This is a genomic window from Aquiluna sp. Uisw_065 (assembly GCF_047731275.1).
In the GTDB taxonomy this organism is placed as follows: Bacteria; Actinomycetota; Actinomycetes; order Actinomycetales; family Microbacteriaceae; genus Aquiluna.
This window is the reverse complement of the sequence record NZ_CP159836.1, coordinates 541372-560497: the sequence shown is the minus strand read 5'-3', so window position 1 is coordinate 560497 and position 19126 is coordinate 541372. Positions and strand designations below refer to the sequence as shown.

The window sequence follows — 19126 nt, the reverse complement described above, 5'->3', positions numbered from 1 at the left end:
CACTTCCGCGCTGATTCGTCATGACTACAAACAGCCGATAATAAACATTATGTCAACTAAGGTTTATTCGAAGATTCCCCTCTTCAATCCGGGTTGTTATCTAGAGCCTTAGGCCTGCTGAGTGCTGGCAGCCCAGTTCGCGGCTACGAGCGAAGCGCTACCGTTTGCTATTGCACTCATTGCCACATGGAAAGCGCTCTGAATTCGATCACTAAAACTGACCTCCGCTAAGAATGGGTTCTTAGCTAATTCGTAAGTAACGATTCCAACGGCTGCGTTCAAGCAAACAATGGAGGTAATCGGCTCGGAATTAGGAAATCCTTCTCCCGCGAATACCCCGGCGGCCACCTGAGCATTGTGTGTCGCATCACCGCCCAGCAGTTGAGACTGATTCACCCGTTCCAAGCCGATGCTGATGGGGTCGAATTCAAATTCCGAAATTTCTCCATTGTTGACCTGCCATAAGCGGTTCGCAGCCGTTGTGCTGAGCTCATCCAGTCCGTCATCCGACCTGAATACGATTGCGGTTCTGCCTCTTTTTGCGAGCTCTTCCGCCATAAGCGGAGCAATCTTGGCATCTGCGACCCCAAGCGCGGTGGCGATTGGTTGCACCGGGTTTGCGAGGGGGCCGAGGAAGTTGAAAGTTGTTGGGACGCCAATTTCCTTCCTGGCGGCTGCGACATGGCGCATCGCCGGGTGGAATACCGGTGCGAAGAAAAAAGTAATCCCCTGACTTTCAAAAACGTTGGCGACCTGCTCTGATGATAAGTCCAGCCTGATGCCCAGCATTTCAAGCATCTCGGAAGATCCGGTCTTTCCTGACGCACTCCTGGAACCATGCTTTAGAACTGGAACCCCTGAGGCCCGAGCAACCACAGCAGCCATGGAGCTGATGTTCACGGTGCCGACTAGGTCTCCCCCGGTTCCGACTATGTCAAGCGCATCATTGGAAATGTTGGGTTTCTCAGCATTTTGAAGCATTACATCGACCAACCCACCGAGTTCGGCTGCTGTTTCGCCCTTGGCTCTAAGGGCCGTCATGAACCCGCCTAGCTGGCTGGCCGTGGCGGTGCCGGACATAATTTGGCTCATTGCCCAACTGGCAGTTTCGCGGGTCAAGTCTTGACCCGCTACCAAGGATGTCAGCACCTCCGGCCATGTCTGAATCGTCATTACAGCAGTCTAACTATCCCAAAGTGTAGAAATTCTTCAAAAATATTGGGAACCTTGCGGTTTCCGGGCCACAGAAAGGCTTCCTCGGGTATCCTTGAAACATGACCTCCACCTCCGAAGCTATTGCCCCCCCGGTAATCAATAGGCCGAACTCCACTTCGGTCGGCACTATTGTCTGGCTTGGTAGCGAAGTTATGTTCTTTGCCGGTCTTTTTGCAATGTACTTCAGCCTGAAGGCTGGGGCGCCAGACCTCTGGGCAAATGATGCGCAGATCCTGAATGTCCCTTTTGCGCTCGTTAACACTCTCATTCTTGTCTCCAGCTCCTTTACTGCACAGTTCGGCGTATTTGCTGCCGAGAGGCTGCAACCGAGGCGCACTGGAGCATCCCCTGCTAAGTGGGGAATGGTCGAGTGGTTCTTCTTGACTTATGTACTCGGAGGAATTTTCGTTTCGGGACAAATTTGGGAGTACGCGATGCTGATTTCTGAGGGGATTACCCTCAGTTCTAATTCGTACGGCTCCGCCTTTTACATAACTACCGGGTTCCACGCGCTGCACGTAACCGGAGGACTAGTAGCGTTCTTGCTCATAATTGGTCGCGCCTACGCTGCAAAGAATTTCGGTCACAGGGAAGCAACGAGCGCAATTGTTGTTTCATATTATTGGCACTTTGTAGATGTGGTTTGGATTGGTCTTTTCGTAGTCGTTTACATCCTCAAATAACAAAATGGAGAAAAAGTTGAGCTCAGCAAAACCGATGCGCCGGCGCCCTTGGGCCGCGGGACTAGTGGTGTTCCTTGGCCTAGTACTGTCAGGTGGAGGTTACGCGACGGCTACCAACATAGTTCAGGCAGAAGCCGGTTCTCCGGTTCAAGTTGAAGAAGGTCGCAAGCTATTTTTGGCCAATTGCGCTTCTTGCCACGGCACAAATGGTGAGGGTGCCATTGGAGGACCCAGCCTCATAGGTGTTGGTGCCGCTTCAGTTGATTTCCAGGTAGGCACTGGCCGCATGCCAGGTCAGGGCTCAGGTCCTCAGTTACGTGCAAAGCCCGTGCAATTCACTCAGGAACAGATTTCCGCAATGGCGGCCTATGTTGCATCTCTTGCCCCTGGTCCAGCAATTCCGGATGAAGAATATCTTCGCGGAGACGGAGACGCTACTCACGGTGGAGAGTTGTTCAGAATCAACTGTGCAATGTGCCACAATGCCGTCGGAGCTGGTGGCGCCTTGACAGAAGGTAAGTTTGCCCCGGCTCTTGCAGGGTCAACCCCTAAGCACACTTACGAAGCAATGGTTACCGGACCTCAGAACATGCCGGTATTCAACGACGCAAACCTGACGCCAGAAGATAAAAAAGACATCATCACCTACCTGAAGTACATCGAGGACAATGATTCGGTAGCCGGGTTCGAATTGGGTTCTATTGGCCCAGTCGCCGAGGGATTATTTACCTGGATATTCGGGTTGGGGTTCATTATTGCCATCACTGTATGGCTCGGGGCAAAGTCGAATTAGGAGATAGCGCATGAGCGATATTGAAAAGAGCTACTCCCCTGGGCTAGCCACAGACATAGAAAAGCCGATTGCAAACCCTGGAATCGAGCCGCACCGTATTCGCATGACCGACAAGAGCGAAAAACACGCTCGTACTGCCGAAAGGCAGATAGCAGTCATGTTTGGAGTCAGCGTCGTTGGCGCGATCATAGCAATTTGGGGCTTTTTCGCTTTCCCTATCGTGGACGGCGACCTGTCGGCAACTAGAAACAACTCACTGTGGATGGGTCTCGGTATGGCCCTGTCCATGTTCGGTATCGGCTTTGGAGCCGTTCACTGGGCAAAGACTTTGATGCCGGACAATGAAGTGTCCGAAATGCGTCACCAAGCAAGAAGCTCGGACGAAACCCGTGCTCAGGCCCTGGAAATTGTAAAGCTCGCTGACGGAGAGTCTGGATTCTCAAGAAGAAAGCTAATTCGAAGGAGCATGTACGGCGCTCTTGTGTTCTTCCCAATACCGGCAATTATTATTTTTGGCGACCTAGGCCCGGTTGTTGGCGACACCCTGAAGCACACCATGTGGAAGGCAGGAACAAGGCTGACCAAGGACCCAACCGGTATCCCGATTAAGGCTTCTGATGTAACTATTGGATCTGTTTTCCATGTGATTCCTGAGGGCTTGAGTGAGATGGAAGAACACAAGCTCGAGGAAAAGGCTAAAGCAGCGGTATTGCTCGTTCGAGTGAACCCAAGCGACCTCAACGAAGATCCGGCCAAGGCGGACTGGAGCTATCAAGGCATAGTTGCATACTCGAAAATTTGCACTCACGTTGGCTGTCCGGTAGCGCTCTACGAGCAGCACACTCACCACCTGCTCTGCCCATGCCACCAGTCGACCTTTGATCTGGCGAACCACTGCGAAGTTGTGTTTGGCCCCGCTTCGCGTTCTCTCCCCCAGCTACCAATCGCTGTTGATGCTGAGGGATACCTAATTGCTCGAAGTGACTTTTTGGAACCTGTCGGACCCTCGTTCTGGGACATAAGGAAATAACAAATGACTAATACAACAGACACCAGCACAACAGATGCCAAGCCGGGATTCGTAGGAGGGGCAGCCAACTACTTAGACGAGCGTCTCAGCGTCTCAGCAGTCCTCAAGGGCTTTGGACGTAAAGTCTTTCCCGACCACTGGAGCTTCATGCTTGGTGAGGTCGCTCTGTACAGCTTTGTGATCTTGGTCCTATCAGGCACATTCCTAACTTTCTTCTACCAACCCTCAATGGCCGAAGTCGAATACAACGGCAGCTACGCACCTCTCAAGGGTGCCCAGATGTCTATCGCCTACGCGTCGAGCTTGGACATCAGCTTTGACATTCGCGGTGGCCTAATAATGAGACAGGTTCACCACTGGGCCGCTCTGCTCTTCGTTGCTGCAGCCGGACTGCACATGCTTCGAGTCTTCTTCACCGGTGCATTCCGCAAGCCACGTGAGCTCAACTGGGTAGTTGGATTCTTGCTTTTCCTAATGGGTATGGGCGCTGGATTCACCGGCTACTCCCTTCCTGACGATCTACTATCCGGAAACGGTCTTCGTATTATTGACGGAATGATCAAGGGCATCCCAGTAATTGGGACCGCGTTTAGCTCCGGATTCTTCGGAGGGGAATTCCCCGGTACAGAGGTAGTTGCCAGGCTCTACAGCTTGCACATAATGATTCTTCCGGCACTAATTATTGTGCTTATCGGCGTCCACCTAATGATGGTCATCATTCATAAGCACACTCACTATTCCGGTCCAGGACGCACAGATGACAATGTTGTCGGTTATCCGCTAATGCCCGTCTACGTTGCCAAAGCCGGAGGATTCTTCTTCTTGGTCTTTGGAGTTGTGGCGGCCATAGCAGCGACATTCACAATTAACCCCATTTGGAACTACGGACCCTACGACCCCTCCCCCGTTTCAGCAGGTACGCAACCGGACTGGTACATCGGATGGTTAGACGGCGCCTTGCGCCTAGCGCCATCAGGCTGGGACATTTCCATCTTCGGCTACGTGATTCCGATGGGAGTCATGGTGCCCCTAATTGTCTCGCTGTTGTTCTTGGCGCTAGTTGCGGCCTATCCATTCATCGAGAACTGGGTAACAAAGGACAAGCGCGAGCACCACGTGCTTGACCGACCAAGAAACGCTCCGACTCGGACCGCCATCGGTGCCGCTGGAGTTACCTTCTATGCAGTTCTTTGGGCAGGTGCGTCCACTGACCTAATAGCAACGAACTTCCAGATGTCCCTAAACCAGGTACTGGTAGCCATGCAGATAATGCTTCTTGTCGGACCTGGAATTGCCTACTTCGTCACGAAGCGCGCCTGTATTGCGCTTCAAAATAAGGACCGAGAGGTAGTTCTCCACGGACGGGAAACCGGCCGCGTTGTGCGGTTGCCACACGGTGAATACATTGAGGTTCACGAAACAGTAGACAAGTACGAACTGTGGAAGCTAATCGACTACAAGGACTATCAGCCGGTGCTTGCCCGTCCGGACTCGAATGGGAAGATAAGTCTAAGCAATCGTCTTCGCTCGGCAGTATCAAAGATCTACTTCGAAGACCGTATTGCCCCTGTATCAAAGGCAGAATACGAGCTCGCACATGCTGACCACGCCCCAGAGGCTGTGGAGGAAAAGCCAACACGCAAGCGGAAATCAATCGACGCATAAACTACTTGCACGCTGACAAACCCCGAATCCTCTCAAGGTTCGGGGTTTGTTTCTTAACCGGTATTGTCCAGCCGAAACTCAACTCGACGCATCGCCAGGAGTCCTTGCGCTCAGTCAGGACCAGTCCCCAAGAATGAGGGGCGAGCCCCGTCTATACAGAGTTGGATGCGACAAAGAATCCAACCGCCTTATCGTCAATGTTCCGGGAAGCGAGCTTGTCGACGAGCTCGAGATACAGCGATTGAATAAAGGCCGATAGCGGGCCTGGCTACAAAAGGCTTGATTGGCAGGAAGAATGCTCTGTTAGTAAGCGTGAACTCGACATGAAGACCCACACACGGCAGTTGGATGGAAGCCGGTAGCGAAGATGACTAGGTCAAGGCCCGATTGACAGGAAGAACACACCGATAAGGGGCTTGAGCCCCACGCGCATACCGAAGCGGACAGCGGGTGGCAGAAAACCGATAGCGGGTATCGCTGGTAAAGGTCTGACTGGCAGGAGGGTGATCCGTTAGTGGGCGTGAGCTCCGCGTGAATACTCGTAAACAAAGCCTAGAACGGCAACGATGGCTAGTGGGACAGCTATGAACGTCACCCACCAACCAACAGCAAGAGACAGAAACAACATCGCGCAAGCCAAGCCTAGAGCCAGCGGCCACCAGCTCCAAGGGCTGAAAAATCCAACCTCACCCGAGTCGTCGGCAATCTCGCCATCGAGACGGTCCTCTGGAAGCGCTGAGTCCTTGCTGAGACCGCTGTAGAGAAAGAACGCAATGAGCAGGGATAGAAGAACAGAAAACCCGATAACGATGGTACCAATCGGTTCAACGTATCCAAACACAAGGTAGGACACGATGACGTAACCGATCGTAGCTACTGCAAGATAGGCCGCCATCACCATTTGCAGCCCAATGTTAGAGCGCATTACGCAATGCCCTCTTTGCTGTAGGAAGCCTTCGCTTCCGGAGCAGCATGCTCAGGGTAGTTCAGGTCGAAAGCGGGAGACTCTGAACGAATCCTCGGGATCGAGTGGAAGTTGTGCCTCGGAATCGGAGATTCGGTCGCCCACTCAAGCGAGCGGCCGTAGCCCCAAGGATCCTTGAGCTCCACCATCTTGCCCTTACGAGCAGTTATCCAGACATTGAACAAGAATGGAATCATGGAAAGAGCGAGTAGAGCAGCCCCCGCAGTAGAGATCAGGTTCATCTCAGTGAACCCGTCCTCCGGCAGGTAAGTTGCGTAGCGCCTCGGCATACCCAAGACCCCAAGCCAATGCTGAACCAAGAACGTGGTGTGGAAGCCAACGAAAAGGATCCAGAAGTGAATCTTTCCAAGCCTCTCGTTCAGCATTTTGCCGGTGAACTTTGGCCACCAGAAATAGAAGCCCGCGAACATGGCGAATACAACCGTGCCGAACACCACATAGTGGAAGTGAGCGACCACAAAGTAAGAGTCAGAGAGCATGAAGTCAAGAGCAGGAGATGCCAGAATCACTCCGGTCAAACCTCCGAAGACAAAGCTGACCAAGAATCCTAAGCTCCAAAGCATCGGTGTTTCAAAAGTAATCGATCCGCGCCAGAGCGTTCCGATCCAGTTGAAAATTTTCACTCCGGTAGGAACCGCGATAAGCATCGTAGTGAAGGCGAAGAACGGAAGTAGGACCTGCCCTGTGACGTACATGTGGTGAGCCCACACGGTCATGGACAAGGCAGCGATAGCGATCGTCGCATAAACGAGAGTCTTATAACCAAAGATCGGTTTGCGGCTAAATACCGGGAAGATTTCCGAGACGATGCCGAAGAACGGCAGCGCAATGATGTAGACCTCCGGGTGACCAAAGAACCAGAACAAGTGCTGCCAGAGCATAGCCCCGCCGTTTTGAGGATCAAAGATATGAGCGCCAAATTGACGATCAGCGCCGAGCGCGAATAAAGCTGCGGCCAAGGGAGGGAACGCCATGATGATAAGAATTGAAGTCACCAGAGTGTTCCAAGTGAAAATCGGCATCCGCCACATTGTCATTCCGGGAGCGCGCATTGTGATGATTGTCGTGATGAAGTTCACTCCACCGAGGATCGTTCCGAACCCCGAGAGCGCAAGCCCAAATACCCACAGGTCCCCACCGATTCCAGGTGAGAATGTGGTGTTAGAAAGGGGTGCATAGGCGAACCAGCCGAAGCTAGCAGCACCCTGAGGCGTAAAGAAGCCAGAAACTGCAATTAGGCTTCCAAAGCTAAAGAACCAGTAAGCAATTGCGTTCAGCCTAGGAAACGCGACGTCCGGAGCTCCGATTTGAACCGGCATCAGAACATTTGCGAACCCTGCAAAAAGTGGAGTTGCAAACATCAGCAGCATGATTGTTCCGTGCATAGTGAAGAGCTGGTTGTACTGCTCTTTTGTGGCAACTATTTCGAGTCCCGGCAATGCTAGCTGCGCCCTAATTACTAGGGCCATAACTCCACCAAGCAAGAAATACAAGAATGATGTAATCAGGTAGAGGTACCCAATTTTCTTGTGATCAGTGGTGGTCAGCCAGTCGACAATTATTTCACCCTTGCTACGCCTCGGCTTGAAGGTCGCAGGGTTTGTTCTTGTTGGTGTGATCGTAGCCATGATCTCTAGCCTCTAATAGTCGGATCTCCGCCAGGGAGATTTTGGTTTCGGTCATACTCTGTTGAAAGTTGTCCTACGTTTCCTTGCGTGGCAAGGGCACCCATTCGAGAGTCATACTCTGTCTGAGAGACCACTTTCACATTGAATAACATCATCGAGTGGTACTCACCGCAAAGTTCGGCACACTTACCCACGTATGTGCCCTCCTTCAGAGGAGTGAAGTACATGTTGTTTGTGTGTCCGGGAAACATGTCCTTTTTGTAAAGAAAGTCGATAACCCAGAACGAGTGAATTACGTCTCTGGAGTTCAGCTCTATACGCACGGATTTATCAACCGGCAAGTAAAGAGTTGGAAGCGTCTCAAAGATGTTTTCCTCTGTGCCGGTGAATTGTGCCTGAATGCCGCTGTCATACACATTGTCATCCACGTAATTGAAATCCCAGCTCCACTGCTTAGCTATAACTTCGATGTGAATATCTGGGTTCTCCACTTTGGCTTCGATGGCAGACATGTCTCTTGCGGTAAAGGCAAAGAAACCAACAACAAGAATCAATGGGATCACTGTAAAAAGAGTTTCAATTGGAAGGTTGTAGCGAAGCTGAGATGGAAGACCTGTTGCTCCGTTACGGCGTCTGTAGACAATAAGGGCCCACGCTATTAGCCCCCAAGAGACAACTCCGACACCCAGAAGAACGATCCAAGACGTGGTCCAGAGTCCGATTATTCGGTCTGTGTGATTGGTAACTCCGGAGGCATCAGGCGAAAATCCTCTTTGGAGCTCCGCACTGCAACCGCTCAGGACCAAAGTTAGGCTTGAGAAAAGCGCTACGGCACTGATGCGAGTACGGTTTTTACTCAATTTCTGATCCTTCAATTGTTAGTTTGAACTACTAAATTCTAACCGATGAGGGTCAGGGAACTGCCTGAAAACCGCGCTTTAGCTAAAAGAATCTCCGCATGCGCAACTTCCGTCGGCATTCGGGTTATCGATCGTGAATCCTTGTTTTTGGATTGTGTCCTCGAAATCGATTGAGGCACCGTCAAGGTATGGAACGCTCATTGGGTCCACAACTACCTCAACTCCGTCAAAGCTAACAATCGCGTCAATTTCCTCAAGCTGTTCGTCAAAGAAAAGCTGGTAAATCAAACCTGAACAACCGCCCGGCTGCACAGAAACTCTCAGACGAAGGTCGTCGCGACCTTCGGCCTCTAACAAGGAACGAACCTTGGATACTGCGAAATCTGTGAGCTTTACGCCGTGTGCTATTACCTGTGTCATTTGAACCTCCGATGCATAGTTTAACAGTTATCTGACTAAGTCATTCCCGTTGAGCAGAATCAAACTTTGAGCCAGTATGGCTCTTTTTAGAGTCGGCAAATGTTGTGACTCGTTTGGCGAATGTGCCCTTGAATCTGGCTCTTCTACCCCGGTTACAAGAATTTCGGCGCCTGGAAAAGCTTCAGCAAACTGAGATATAAACGGTATAGAGCCGCCGATCCCCATGTTCACACTGGGATTCGGCCACGCAGCGGAAAAGGCCTCGTGGGCCAGCTTGGCCGCCCAGCCATCTTTTGCCAAGTACCCGGGACCGGCTTCATGTCTTCCGAACTCCAGCTCTGCCCCGAAAGGCTTATGGCGGGTCAGATGGTCTTTAAGAGCCTCAAGTCCGCTCTCTGGGCTTTGGGAAGGTGCTAGCCGCAAGGAGATCTTGGCCCGGACTGCCGGCTGGGCGGTATTAGATGACACATCTACCGCCGGAAGATCTAGGCCGATCACTGTTACGGCTGGTTCTCCCCAAATCTGCTGAGTTACGGTTTTAGTCCCCAGTCGTTCTACACCGGGCAGAAGTCCGGCGACTTGAGTAAATTCCTCATCAGATAGTTCCGGTCCATCGATTGGGACCGAATCAAGACCCGAAATAGCGACATTTCCCTTTTCATCGGTCAGCGAAGCAAGAAGTCGAATCATGGCGGTGGTGGCGTCAGGTAATGGACCCCCATACATTCCCGAATGCAGCGCGTGATCCAAGGTCCTCAGCGTGAAAGTTTGCGAAACCATCCCTCGTAGCGAACTTGTAAGAGCGGGAACGTCTTCGCTCCAGTTCCCGCTGTCTGCAACAACTATGAGATCGGCGGCTAAATCAGCGTGGTTTGTCCTCAGAAACTCCGGGAAGGACTCCGATCCGGCCTCCTCCTCGCCCTCAATGAATACAGTTACGCCGATGCGAATCTCAGTGGCGAGCTCAATAAAAGCCCGAAGAGAAGTCAAGTGGGTGATGATTCCGGATTTATCATCCGAGGCACCTCTTCCAAAGAGTCGATCGCCCTTCAAGGTGGCTTCGAAAGGCTCCGTGTCCCATAGAGACCTATCCCCCGGTGGTTGCACGTCATGATGGGCATACAACAGCACATGTGGCGCGTCTGGGTGACCGGCTTTTCTTGCAACTAACGCTGGAGCCCCCGAATCCCCTGATGGCTTTGCCGCTCTTCGAATTTCGACAAAGTCAAAAAAGCCCAGCTGACGGAATTCGTCTGCGACTTTCTCAGCCGAAAGCTCAAGATTGCCCTGATCAAAACTCGGCCAAGCGATACCCGGAATCTTGACCAACTGGCCCAATTTGGCAACAGCGGCCGGGAATGACGAATCCACGAATTTACTAGCGGGTTCAAACCATTTAGGGTTCATTGGGATAGAAGAAAATGCCATGCCTGTAATCTTAGGCACATCGGACAAGAGGATTCAATGACTCAAGAGGACAACACCCAGGCTGGCAAAGGTCGCCCAACCCCGTCGAGAAAAGACCGTGAGCTTGCTCGAAAGCGCCCACTGGTTGGCGATCGCAGCAAACAGGCCAAGAGTGCGGATAAGGAAAAGAACCGTGCTGAGCGTCAAAAAGCGCGAGAAGGAATGATGGCAGGCGAAGAGCGCTATCTTGGAGCCCGAGATAAGGGTCCCCAGCGCAAACTTGCTCGCAACGTGGTTGATGCTCGCTTCACCGCGGGAGAACTTGTATTGCCAATGCTGTTTGTAGTAGTCCTAATGACATTCATTGACTCCTACGAGATTCAAATAATCGCGCTGTTTGCCATGTGGGGGCTGTTTGCAGTCGTCGCGGTGGATTCGTTCTTAGTCGGCAAGGCTGTGAAGAAAAAACTTGGCAACAAACTAGGCGCTGAAAATCTAGATGGCGGTTTAGCTTGGTACGGGGCAATGCGTTCGATTCAGATGCGGACACTGCGGATACCGAAACCACAGGTCGCAAGATTTACTAAATTAGAGCTTTAGGCCGTCGGCACCAAGAAAAGGAGTAAAAAAAATGCAGCACAGACATCTAGGTACTTCCGGACTCAAAGTTTCAGAAATAATCTATGGAAACTGGCTGACTCACGCCTCCCAGGTCCAAGATAAGCAAGCCATCGAGACAGTCCACGCGGCTCTCGACGGTGGAATTACAACCTTTGACACCGCCGACGTTTATGCGAATCAGGCGGCGGAAACCGTTCTTGGTACTGCCCTCAAGGGGCAGCGCCGCGAAGGCCTCGAAATTCTAACCAAGGTCTACTGGCCAGTAGCCGAAAAAGGTCCCAACGATGTGGGGCTGGGCCGCAAGCACATCATGGAGTCGATCAATGGTTCCCTCAATCGCTTGAATACCGACTACGTCGATCTTTATCAAGCTCATAGGTTCGATTACGAAACCCCGCTTGAAGAAACGATGCAGGCCTTTGCGGACCTAGTCAGAATGGGCAAGGTACTCTACGTCGGCGTCTCCGAGTGGACCGCTGACCAAATACGACAAGGACAAGCGCTAGCAACCCAGATGGGCTATCGACTTATCTCCAACCAACCTCAGTACTCAATGCTGTGGCGAATAGTTGAGGGTGAAGTAGTCCCAGCGAGCAAAGAGTTGGGCCTTTCGCAAATTGTCTGGTCCCCCTTGGCTCAGGGTGTCCTGACCGGCAAATATCTCCCTAATGCTGAGTTACCTAAAGATTCAAGAGCCGCTGATTCTGAAATCGGGGGCTTCATGGAAAAGTTCATGACCGAAGACACGTTGACCAGAGTCCAAAAACTAAAGCCGCTAGCGGAGGAATTGAGCCTGACAATGGCCCAGTTTGGAATTGCGTGGGTCTTGCAAAACCAAAACGTAGCCGCCGCAATTGTCGGAGCCTCAAAGCCGGAGCAGATCGCCTCCAACGTTGCAGCGGTTGGTGTTGAGATTCCAGCAGAGACCATGAAGAAAGTGGATGAAATCCTAGGCAGCGCGGTCGTAACCGACCCGAGCTTGACTAAGAGCCCAAACCCAAGGCCTACCGGGCAGTAAGGCGCTTGGCCCAAAACGGCCCAGCGTAGACAAATCCGGTGTACCCCTGGACTAAATCGGCGCCCATGGAAATTCGCCCCGCATAGTCAGATTTAGTCATAACTCCACCCACCGAAATTACGGTCATCGAACTTGGAAGAAGTTTGCCGAGGAGCTTCAGAACCTCGGTCGACCGTTCTGCCAAGATGGGACCACTGAGGCCTCCGGGTTCAGCTTCATTGCTCTCGGTGATCAGATTCTCGCGAGAAATTGTTGTATTCGTCGCAACCATGCCAGCCAATTTCAATTCGACAACCAATGAAGCTATGGCCTCGATGTCGGAATCGATAAGGTCCGGTGCTATTTTTAGCAAAACTGGAACATTTTGGGCTTCGGCCAAGACGGCGACAAGGATTGGGCGAAGTTCAGCGACTTGTTGCAAATCGCGAAGCCCGGCGGTGTTTGGTGAGGATACATTCACGACCAGGTAATCGGCAACCGGTGCAAGCGTTTTTGCGGCAAGCCTGTAGTCCTCCGCAGCAAGCTCTTGACTGGTTGTCTTATTTTTTCCAATGTTTACGCCAATAATGGGAAGCCGTTGATTTGTTTTTCGCAATTTAGCTATTCGGGCGGCAACCGAAACAGCTCCTTCGTTGTTGAATCCCATTCGGTTAATCAGACTTTGATTCTTTGGCAGCCTGAAAAGCCGAGGCTTTGGATTTCCTAGCTGTGGCAATGGCGTCACGGTGCCGATTTCGACGTGGCCAAAACCGAGTGCGTGCAAAGCTTTTATAAGAATTCCGTTTTTATCAAAACCCGCTGCCATCCCGAGTCTGTTCTCAAATTGGAGCCCCAATACGCCGATTTCATCGCGAGCCTTGCCCGCTCTGATGACCCCCACTCCACTCAGGAATCTCAGCGCAGTTACTACTAACTCGTGCGCGAACTCTGGATCAAGTTTGGCAAAAAACGCCTTGAAGAAAAATCTATACAACAACTTGTCAGTCCCTCAAGCTCTCGATGGCTGCCTGAAAATCATCGAGCGAATCCCAGGCCTGATAAACGCTTGCGAAACGCATAAAGGCAACATGATCTAGGTTTCTGAGTGGTTCGAGAATAGCGAGGCCAATGTCTTGAGCCTCAATTGATGCTGCGCCCGTGGCTCGAAGGGCCTCTTCCACCTGCTGCGCCAGCAGAGCCAAGTCCGCGTCGGTCACCGGCCTGCCCTGGCAAGCCTTCCTAACGCCTGAAACGATCTTGTCTCGTGAGAACGGTTCGGTTACACCACTGCGCTTGGTAATCATCAACGTGGCGGTTTCTATAGTCGTAAAACGCTTGTGACACTCGGGGCACTGACGGCGGCGGCGGATTGACGCGCCGTCATCGCTGGTTCTGGAGTCGATTACTCGAGAATCGGAATTTCTGCAAAAAGGACAGTGCACTTTTACCCCTCCAGCCTTATCGATCCGGCCCGACCGTGAGCACTTAGCTTCTCTGCCTCAGAAAAAACTGTAAGCCTGTCCGTCACTGCTGCTAGAGCATCAGCCGAATAAGTAACATGCTGTTGAGTCCTCAGAAAGGTAAACACTGAAAGCCCAGAACTGAACTTCGCCTGTTGGCCAGTTGGAAGGACGTGATTTGACCCAGCCAAATAGTCGCCCAAACTAACCGGAGAGTAAGCCCCTACAAACACGGCCCCAGCGTGACGAACCTGACGTGCCAACTCTTCAGAATTAGCGGTTTGGATTTCTAGGTGCTCGGTTGCGTATTCGTTTGCGACAGCCATTGCAGTGTTCATGTCGGCAACCAGAACTAGGGCAGATTGAATACCACCCAAAGAAGCTTCGATGCGATCGCGGTTTTTTGCGAGACTCACCTGAACCGCAAGCTCAGCCTGCACTTCCTCAATCAGACTTGCGGAATCGGTGACCAGAACTGCCCCAGCGTTTTGGTCGTGCTCAGCTTGAGAAATCAAGTCAGCAGCTATAAATCGGGGGTTTGCGCTTTCATCAGCGACTATCAAGATCTCAGTCGGCCCTGCCTCCGAGTCAATTCCGATGACGCCACGCAGCTGGCGCTTAGCTGCGGCAACAAAGATGTTTCCCGGGCCCGTAACCATAGCCACAGGCTCAAGATTGATTTCAGGCACGCCATAAGCAAAAGCTGCGATCGCACTCGCTCCCCCGATGCCATAGACCTCGTCGATACCTAACAGGGCGCAGGTTGCCATCACGCTCGGACTCGGAAGACCGTTTTCTTGGGCTGGAGAACTAACGGCAATCCTCGGAACTTTGGCAACCTGAGCCGGCACCACGTTCATAACCACGCTGGATGGATAAACCGCTTTCCCTCCGGGCACATATAGGCCCACCGAGTCGACCGGGATAAAGAGCTGCTCAACAATTGCCCCCTCATCCAATTCAACCCTCACGGCTGTTGGCATTGTGGCCATTGAAACGGCCCGCACTCGAGTGATTGCGGTCTCGATGGCCGCTCTAAGAGGCTTATCCAGCTGGTTTAGCGCGTCGGCTAATACTGTCTTGGGGACCCGAAACGAAACGTTTTTTAGACCATCGAAGCGTTCCGCTTGAGCGTCTAGGGCTTCAAGGGAATTTTGCCTCACTTCGGCAATGATTTGAGAAACCGTGTCAGCCACAGACTCAATGCTGACCGCGGCCCTCGGGAGTAATTCGGCTATCAGGGCAGGTGTTATCTGGCCTGAAATCTCGATTTTCCGCACGTTAGAACCCCACTAAATAATCTGGATGAACTAATCTTATCCCGACATGACTATAGACAATGATTACTTTGACCTTTCCGGGCCAGACGGCCTAAAAGCTGCCTTTCGAAACCACGCAACTGGCATCGCCGTGGTGACCGCCGCCGACAGCGAGCTGAACCCAATTGGCTTCACCGCCTCATCCGTGACCTCGTTGGGCTCGACTCCTCCGCTGATTTCCCTCAATATCTCGCAGGGGGCGTCCAGTTACCCTCATATCTCAACTGGGAAGCTCGTGGCTGTTCACACTCTGGATGCTCAGCTACTGAGCCTGGCTCAGAAGCTAGCCGGGCCTAAAGAAGACCGATTCCTTGCTGACGACTTTGAAATTGGCCCCGAATCGGTTCCAATCTTCACCGAGGCCTCCAGCGTAATGATGGCAAGAGTGATCAATAAAATTGAAGTGGAGTCGAATGCTGTGGTGATTTTGGCCCTAGAGAGTGCTCACGTCACAAGAATCTGCGAACAGCCGCTTGTCTACTTTCAACGCGGTTATCACACGATAGGCGACCGGTTGCAGGACAATTTCTAACTAACTGAATCGGTCCCAAGAAGAGCTTTTAGCTCGCCAAAAAGGTCATGACCCACCGACACACGCTGCGGCAACATAAAGTGGCGGTCCGTTGCGCCGACCAACTTAACCTGCACTTCGCACGGTCCAGGATTAGCATCAAGAATTGCTCCAAGCTTCAGCAGACGCTCCTTGGTAGCCAAGCTGTCAGTGATTTTTAGTCTCAACACTCCGCCTTGCTCCCGTCCGGCGTCGAGGATGTCTATCGAGTAGGCCTGCATCATCATTTCTTCGTCGCGGCGAGACACTCTTCCACGGACTGAAACAGTCTGGTCGGCAACTAAATGCTCTCGGTTTGCAAGATAAGTCTTGCCCATAAACATTATGGAAATTTCACCTGAAAAATCCTCCAGGGTTATCTGACCGTACTGATTTCCGCTCGTGCGAGCCACCTTGTGCTGCACCTGGGTGATGAGGCCAGCAAGCGTCACAGTCTCCCCGTCCTGAATGTCGCTCTGCTTGAGGGCGATCGTTCCCATGTCGCTGTTGCGCATCAGCATCGACTCTTGTCCGGCAAGCGGATGGTCCGAGACGTAGAGGCCAAGCATATCTCGCTCATTGGCAAGAAGATCTCGCTTAGTCCACTCTGGAAGATCAGGAACTTGAACTACTGAAGGGTCATCGTCGAGGACCCCTCCGAAAAGATCCACTTGGCCATTGGCTGTTTGCTTGCGCTTCACGCTGGCGGTTTCAATTGCCTCTTCAAACACCGCCGTTAGTGAGCGTCTGGTGTGTCCAAAGGAATCAAATGCACCTGCTTTGATTAGAGACTCGACAACTCGCTTGGTGGCAGCCTGCTGACCCACACGAGTCAGAAAGTCATCAAAGCCACTAAACGCTTTTTCACTTCGGGCCTGGATGATCGACTCGACAACGTTGTGACCGACGTTTCTTACTGCCTCAAGACCAAAACGAATGTCTTCCCCGACGGCTGCAAAAACCCCAATGGATTCATTGACATCCGGAGCCAAAACCTTGATTCCCATCCTGCGGCACTCGTTTAGATAAATAGCCAGCTTGTCCTTGGAGTCCCCGACAGAAGTTAGCAACGCCGCCATATATTCAGCGGGAAAGTTTGCTTTTAGATAAGCGGTCCAGTACGAAAGGACGCCGTAGCCCGCCGAATGCGCCTTGTTGAAGGCATAGTCGGCAAATGGCAAGAGGGTGTCCCAGAGGGCAGTGATAGCCGGCTTAGAGAACTTATTGAGAACCATGCCCTGGCTAAAAATTTCGAATTGCTTAGCCAGTTCATCGGGCTTTTTCTTACCCATTGCCCTTCGAAGAAGATCTGCTTGTCCAAGCGTGTAACCGGCGACTTTCTGAGCCGCAGCCATTACCTGTTCTTGATAGACAATCAGACCGAAGGTTGGGCCAAGAATCTCTTTGAGTGGTTCAGCTAGCTCCGGGTGAATTCCGTCAATCTCCTGCAGTCCATTTTTTCGCTGCGCGTAGTTAGTGTGTGAGTTCATGCCCATTGGTCCCGGACGATATAGCGCTATGACGGCTGAAATATGTTCGAACTCACTGGGCTTCAAGAGCCTCAGTAGAGCTCGCATATTGTCGCTGTCCAGCTGAAAAACCCCCAGAGTAAAGCCGGAAGACAGTAGGTCGAAAGTATTTTGATCTGAGTTCAAGTCGAGGTTTTCCAAAACCACGGTCTGGCCTCGGTTTTGTAAAATGTTCCGTAGCGAATCCTCTATCACCGTCAGGTTTCTTAGTCCTAGAAAATCCATTTTCAAAAGACCAAGCTCTTCGCAAGGGGGTTGGTCAAACTGGGTGATTATGGCGCCATCTTCCTCGCGCTTCATTATCGGTATCACGTCCATGAGTGGCTCAGCGGACATAATTACCCCAGCCGCATGGACACCCCACTGACGCTTCAGAGACTCAAGGCCCTTGGCAAGCTTAAATACTTCTTGACTCTGAGGGTCGGTCTCAATAATTTCCCGAAACTCTGCCGCCTCGGAGTAGCGCTCCGAATCTGGATCCACCAGATCATTCAGCGCTATATCTCTTCCCAAAACCATCGGCGGCATTGCCTTTGTCAGTCGCTCCCCCACTGAATATGGCAATGCCATTACTCGAGAGGCATCCTTGAGAGCTTGCTTGGCCTTGATTGTGCCAAAGGTGACGATCTGTGCTACTCGATCATCACCGTATTTTTGAGTTACGTACTTGATTACCTCAGAGCGTCGGCGATCGTCGAAGTCGACATCGATGTCAGGCATGGAAAGACGCTCTGGATTCAGGAACCGCTCAAAAATAAGATCGTGTTTTAGCGGATCAAGCTCAGTTATACCGAGGGCGTATGAAGCCAGTGATCCAGCCGCAGAGCCTCTACCGGGACCGACCCGTATTCCTTGGGCTCGTGCCCAGCGTATGAAGTCAGAAACTACCAAGAAATAACCAGGAAAGCCCATAGATTTTATGACGTCTATCTCGTAGGCAGCTTGACGCTTGTGCTCATCCGAGTAGCCGCTGGGGAAGCGGGTATCCATGCCCTCCCAGACCTCTTTTTCAAGCAAGCCTGCTTCCGTTTGACCTTCGGGAACAGGAAATCTCGGCATGAGGTCGCGCTTCGAAAATCAATTTCGCTCCGCTCAGCAATCAGAAGCGTGTTATCAGCTGCCTCCGGAATCTCAGCGAACAGTTCTCTCATTTGCTTAGCGGATTTGAGGTAATACTCCTCGGACTGGAACTTGAAGCGATTTGGGTCGTCGAGATTCGAACCAACCTGCACACACAACAGAGCGTCGTGAGCAACTGAGTCTTCCTTCTCGGTGTAGTGCAAATCATTTGTTGCTACCAGTGGCAGGTTCAAGTCCTTCGCAAGACGAAGCAGGTCGTCTCTCACTCTTTTTTCGATCTCAAGACCATGGTCCATGACCTCTACGAAATAGTTACCTTCGCCGAAAATGTCTCGGAATTCCGCCGCCGTGTCCAACGCCTCCTGATATTGACCCAGTCTGATCCTGGTTTGGACCTCGCCGCTAGGGCAGCCAGTAGTCGCGATAAGCCCTTTTCCGAATTTGGAAAGAAGTTCGCGGTCCATGCGCGGCTTGAAATAGTAGCCAGAAAGATAAGCCTCTGAGGAGAGTCGAAATAAATTCTGCATGGAGTCGTTATTTGTGGCCCACATAGTCAGGTGGCTGTATGCGCCACCACCAGAAACATCATCTCCGCCGCCATCACCCCAACGAACACGGGTCTTGTCTTTTCTACTGCCGGGCGCCAGATAGGCCTCGATGCCAATAACCGGGGTTATGTCGTGCGCTTTAGCTTGTTTCCAAAATTCATACGCACCGTGATTGTTTCCGTGGTCGGTAATTGCAATGGCTGGCATTCCGAGTTCGGCTGCCTTTGCTACAAGCTGCTTTATGCGAGCGGCTCCATCTAGCATTGAATATTCGGAATGATTATGTAGGTGGACGAATGACTTATCAGACATTTTCCACCTTTCTTAGAGCCCCCA

The 19126-nt window shown here is 51.9% G+C and carries 16 protein-coding genes and 1 pseudogene; 7 read left to right on the top strand and 10 right to left on the bottom strand.

Going from position 1 to position 19126, the window contains the following annotated elements; genetic code table 11:
* Positions 1-108: 108 nt before the first annotated feature.
* Positions 109-1173 (bottom strand): anthranilate phosphoribosyltransferase, encoded by a 1065-nt coding sequence (gene trpD, locus ABXT50_RS02800; RefSeq protein ID WP_415274652.1) that lies wholly within the window; start codon positions 1171-1173, stop codon positions 109-111.
* Between the two features lie 101 nt (positions 1174-1274).
* On the opposite strand from trpD, the gene ABXT50_RS02795 reads away from it, so the two are divergent.
* Genes ABXT50_RS02795 through ABXT50_RS02780 form a run of 4 tightly spaced genes read left to right on the top strand, consistent with a single transcriptional unit; the run spans position 1275 to position 5386 of the window.
* Positions 1275-1898 (top strand): cytochrome c oxidase subunit 3, encoded by a 624-nt coding sequence (locus ABXT50_RS02795; RefSeq protein ID WP_415274651.1) that lies wholly within the window; start codon positions 1275-1277, stop codon positions 1896-1898.
* 4 nt (positions 1899-1902) lie between these two features.
* On the top strand, positions 1903-2691 hold the full coding sequence (locus ABXT50_RS02790; protein WP_415274650.1) for a c-type cytochrome: 789 nt from the start codon (positions 1903-1905) through the stop codon (positions 2689-2691).
* Positions 2692-2701: 10 nt separating this feature from the next.
* Positions 2702-3721, top strand: a complete 1020-nt coding sequence (locus ABXT50_RS02785; protein ID WP_415274649.1) for a Rieske 2Fe-2S domain-containing protein — start codon at positions 2702-2704, stop codon at positions 3719-3721.
* A gap of 3 nt (positions 3722-3724) precedes the next feature.
* On the top strand, positions 3725-5386 hold the full coding sequence (locus ABXT50_RS02780; protein WP_415274648.1) for a cytochrome b: 1662 nt from the start codon (positions 3725-3727) through the stop codon (positions 5384-5386).
* 511 nt (positions 5387-5897) lie between these two features.
* Here ABXT50_RS02780 and ABXT50_RS02775 read toward each other — a convergent pair.
* The 5 genes from ABXT50_RS02775 to ABXT50_RS02755 form a co-directional block, all read right to left on the bottom strand.
* A complete protein-coding gene (locus ABXT50_RS02775; protein ID WP_415274647.1) occupies positions 5898-6311 on the bottom strand; it encodes a cytochrome c oxidase subunit 4 in 414 nt (137 codons plus the stop codon).
* Positions 6311-7999 (bottom strand): cytochrome c oxidase subunit I, encoded by a 1689-nt coding sequence (gene ctaD, locus ABXT50_RS02770; RefSeq protein ID WP_415274646.1) that lies wholly within the window; start codon positions 7997-7999, stop codon positions 6311-6313. The genes ABXT50_RS02775 and ctaD overlap by 1 nt, the downstream gene beginning before the upstream one ends.
* A gap of 5 nt (positions 8000-8004) precedes the next feature.
* On the bottom strand, positions 8005-8859 hold the full coding sequence (coxB, locus tag ABXT50_RS02765) for a cytochrome c oxidase subunit II (RefSeq protein WP_415274645.1): 855 nt from the start codon (positions 8857-8859) through the stop codon (positions 8005-8007).
* Between the two features lie 78 nt (positions 8860-8937).
* On the bottom strand, positions 8938-9279 hold the full coding sequence (gene erpA, locus ABXT50_RS02760) for an iron-sulfur cluster insertion protein ErpA (protein ID WP_415274644.1): 342 nt from the start codon (positions 9277-9279) through the stop codon (positions 8938-8940).
* Positions 9280-9306: 27 nt separating this feature from the next.
* Positions 9307-10707, bottom strand: coding sequence for a M20/M25/M40 family metallo-hydrolase (locus ABXT50_RS02755; RefSeq protein ID WP_415274643.1), 1401 nt, complete (start codon positions 10705-10707; stop codon positions 9307-9309).
* 36 nt (positions 10708-10743) lie between these two features.
* Here ABXT50_RS02755 and ABXT50_RS02750 point away from each other — a divergent pair, with 36 nt between their 5' ends.
* The gene (locus ABXT50_RS02750; RefSeq protein WP_415274642.1) at positions 10744-11286 is read left to right on the top strand and encodes a DUF3043 domain-containing protein; all 543 of its coding nucleotides are present in this window, start codon (positions 10744-10746) and stop codon (positions 11284-11286) included.
* 31 nt (positions 11287-11317) lie between these two features.
* Positions 11318-12325 carry an aldo/keto reductase family protein gene (locus tag ABXT50_RS02745; protein WP_415274641.1) on the top strand — a complete coding sequence of 336 codons (1008 nt, stop codon included), beginning with the start codon at positions 11318-11320 and terminating at the stop codon, positions 12323-12325.
* Here the strand turns inward: ABXT50_RS02745 and ABXT50_RS02740 are convergent.
* From ABXT50_RS02740 to hisD, 3 genes are read right to left on the bottom strand one after another with little or no spacing between them, the layout of a single operon-like run.
* Positions 12312-13298: a quinone-dependent dihydroorotate dehydrogenase gene (locus tag ABXT50_RS02740; RefSeq protein WP_415274793.1), complete on the bottom strand. Its 987-nt coding sequence runs from the start codon at positions 13296-13298 to the stop codon at positions 12312-12314. The two genes, ABXT50_RS02745 and ABXT50_RS02740, sit on opposite strands and share 14 nt — an antisense overlap.
* A 7-nt stretch (positions 13299-13305) precedes the next feature.
* Complete coding sequence (gene nrdR, locus ABXT50_RS02735; protein ID WP_415274640.1) at positions 13306-13746, bottom strand: transcriptional regulator NrdR; 441 nt, start codon at positions 13744-13746, stop codon at positions 13306-13308.
* Between the two features lie 2 nt (positions 13747-13748).
* Positions 13749-15044 (bottom strand): histidinol dehydrogenase, encoded by a 1296-nt coding sequence (gene hisD / locus ABXT50_RS02730; protein WP_415274639.1) that lies wholly within the window; start codon positions 15042-15044, stop codon positions 13749-13751.
* Between the two features lie 46 nt (positions 15045-15090).
* Between hisD and ABXT50_RS02725 the strand changes: the two genes are divergently transcribed.
* The gene (locus tag ABXT50_RS02725; RefSeq protein ID WP_415274638.1) at positions 15091-15615 is read left to right on the top strand and encodes a flavin reductase family protein; all 525 of its coding nucleotides are present in this window, start codon (positions 15091-15093) and stop codon (positions 15613-15615) included.
* On the opposite strand, the pseudogene dnaE reads toward ABXT50_RS02725, so the two are convergent.
* A pseudogene (gene dnaE / locus ABXT50_RS02720) lies at positions 15612-19102 on the bottom strand (DNA polymerase III subunit alpha). The gene ABXT50_RS02725 and the pseudogene dnaE sit on opposite strands and share 4 nt — an antisense overlap.
* Positions 19103-19126 lie beyond the last annotated feature (24 nt).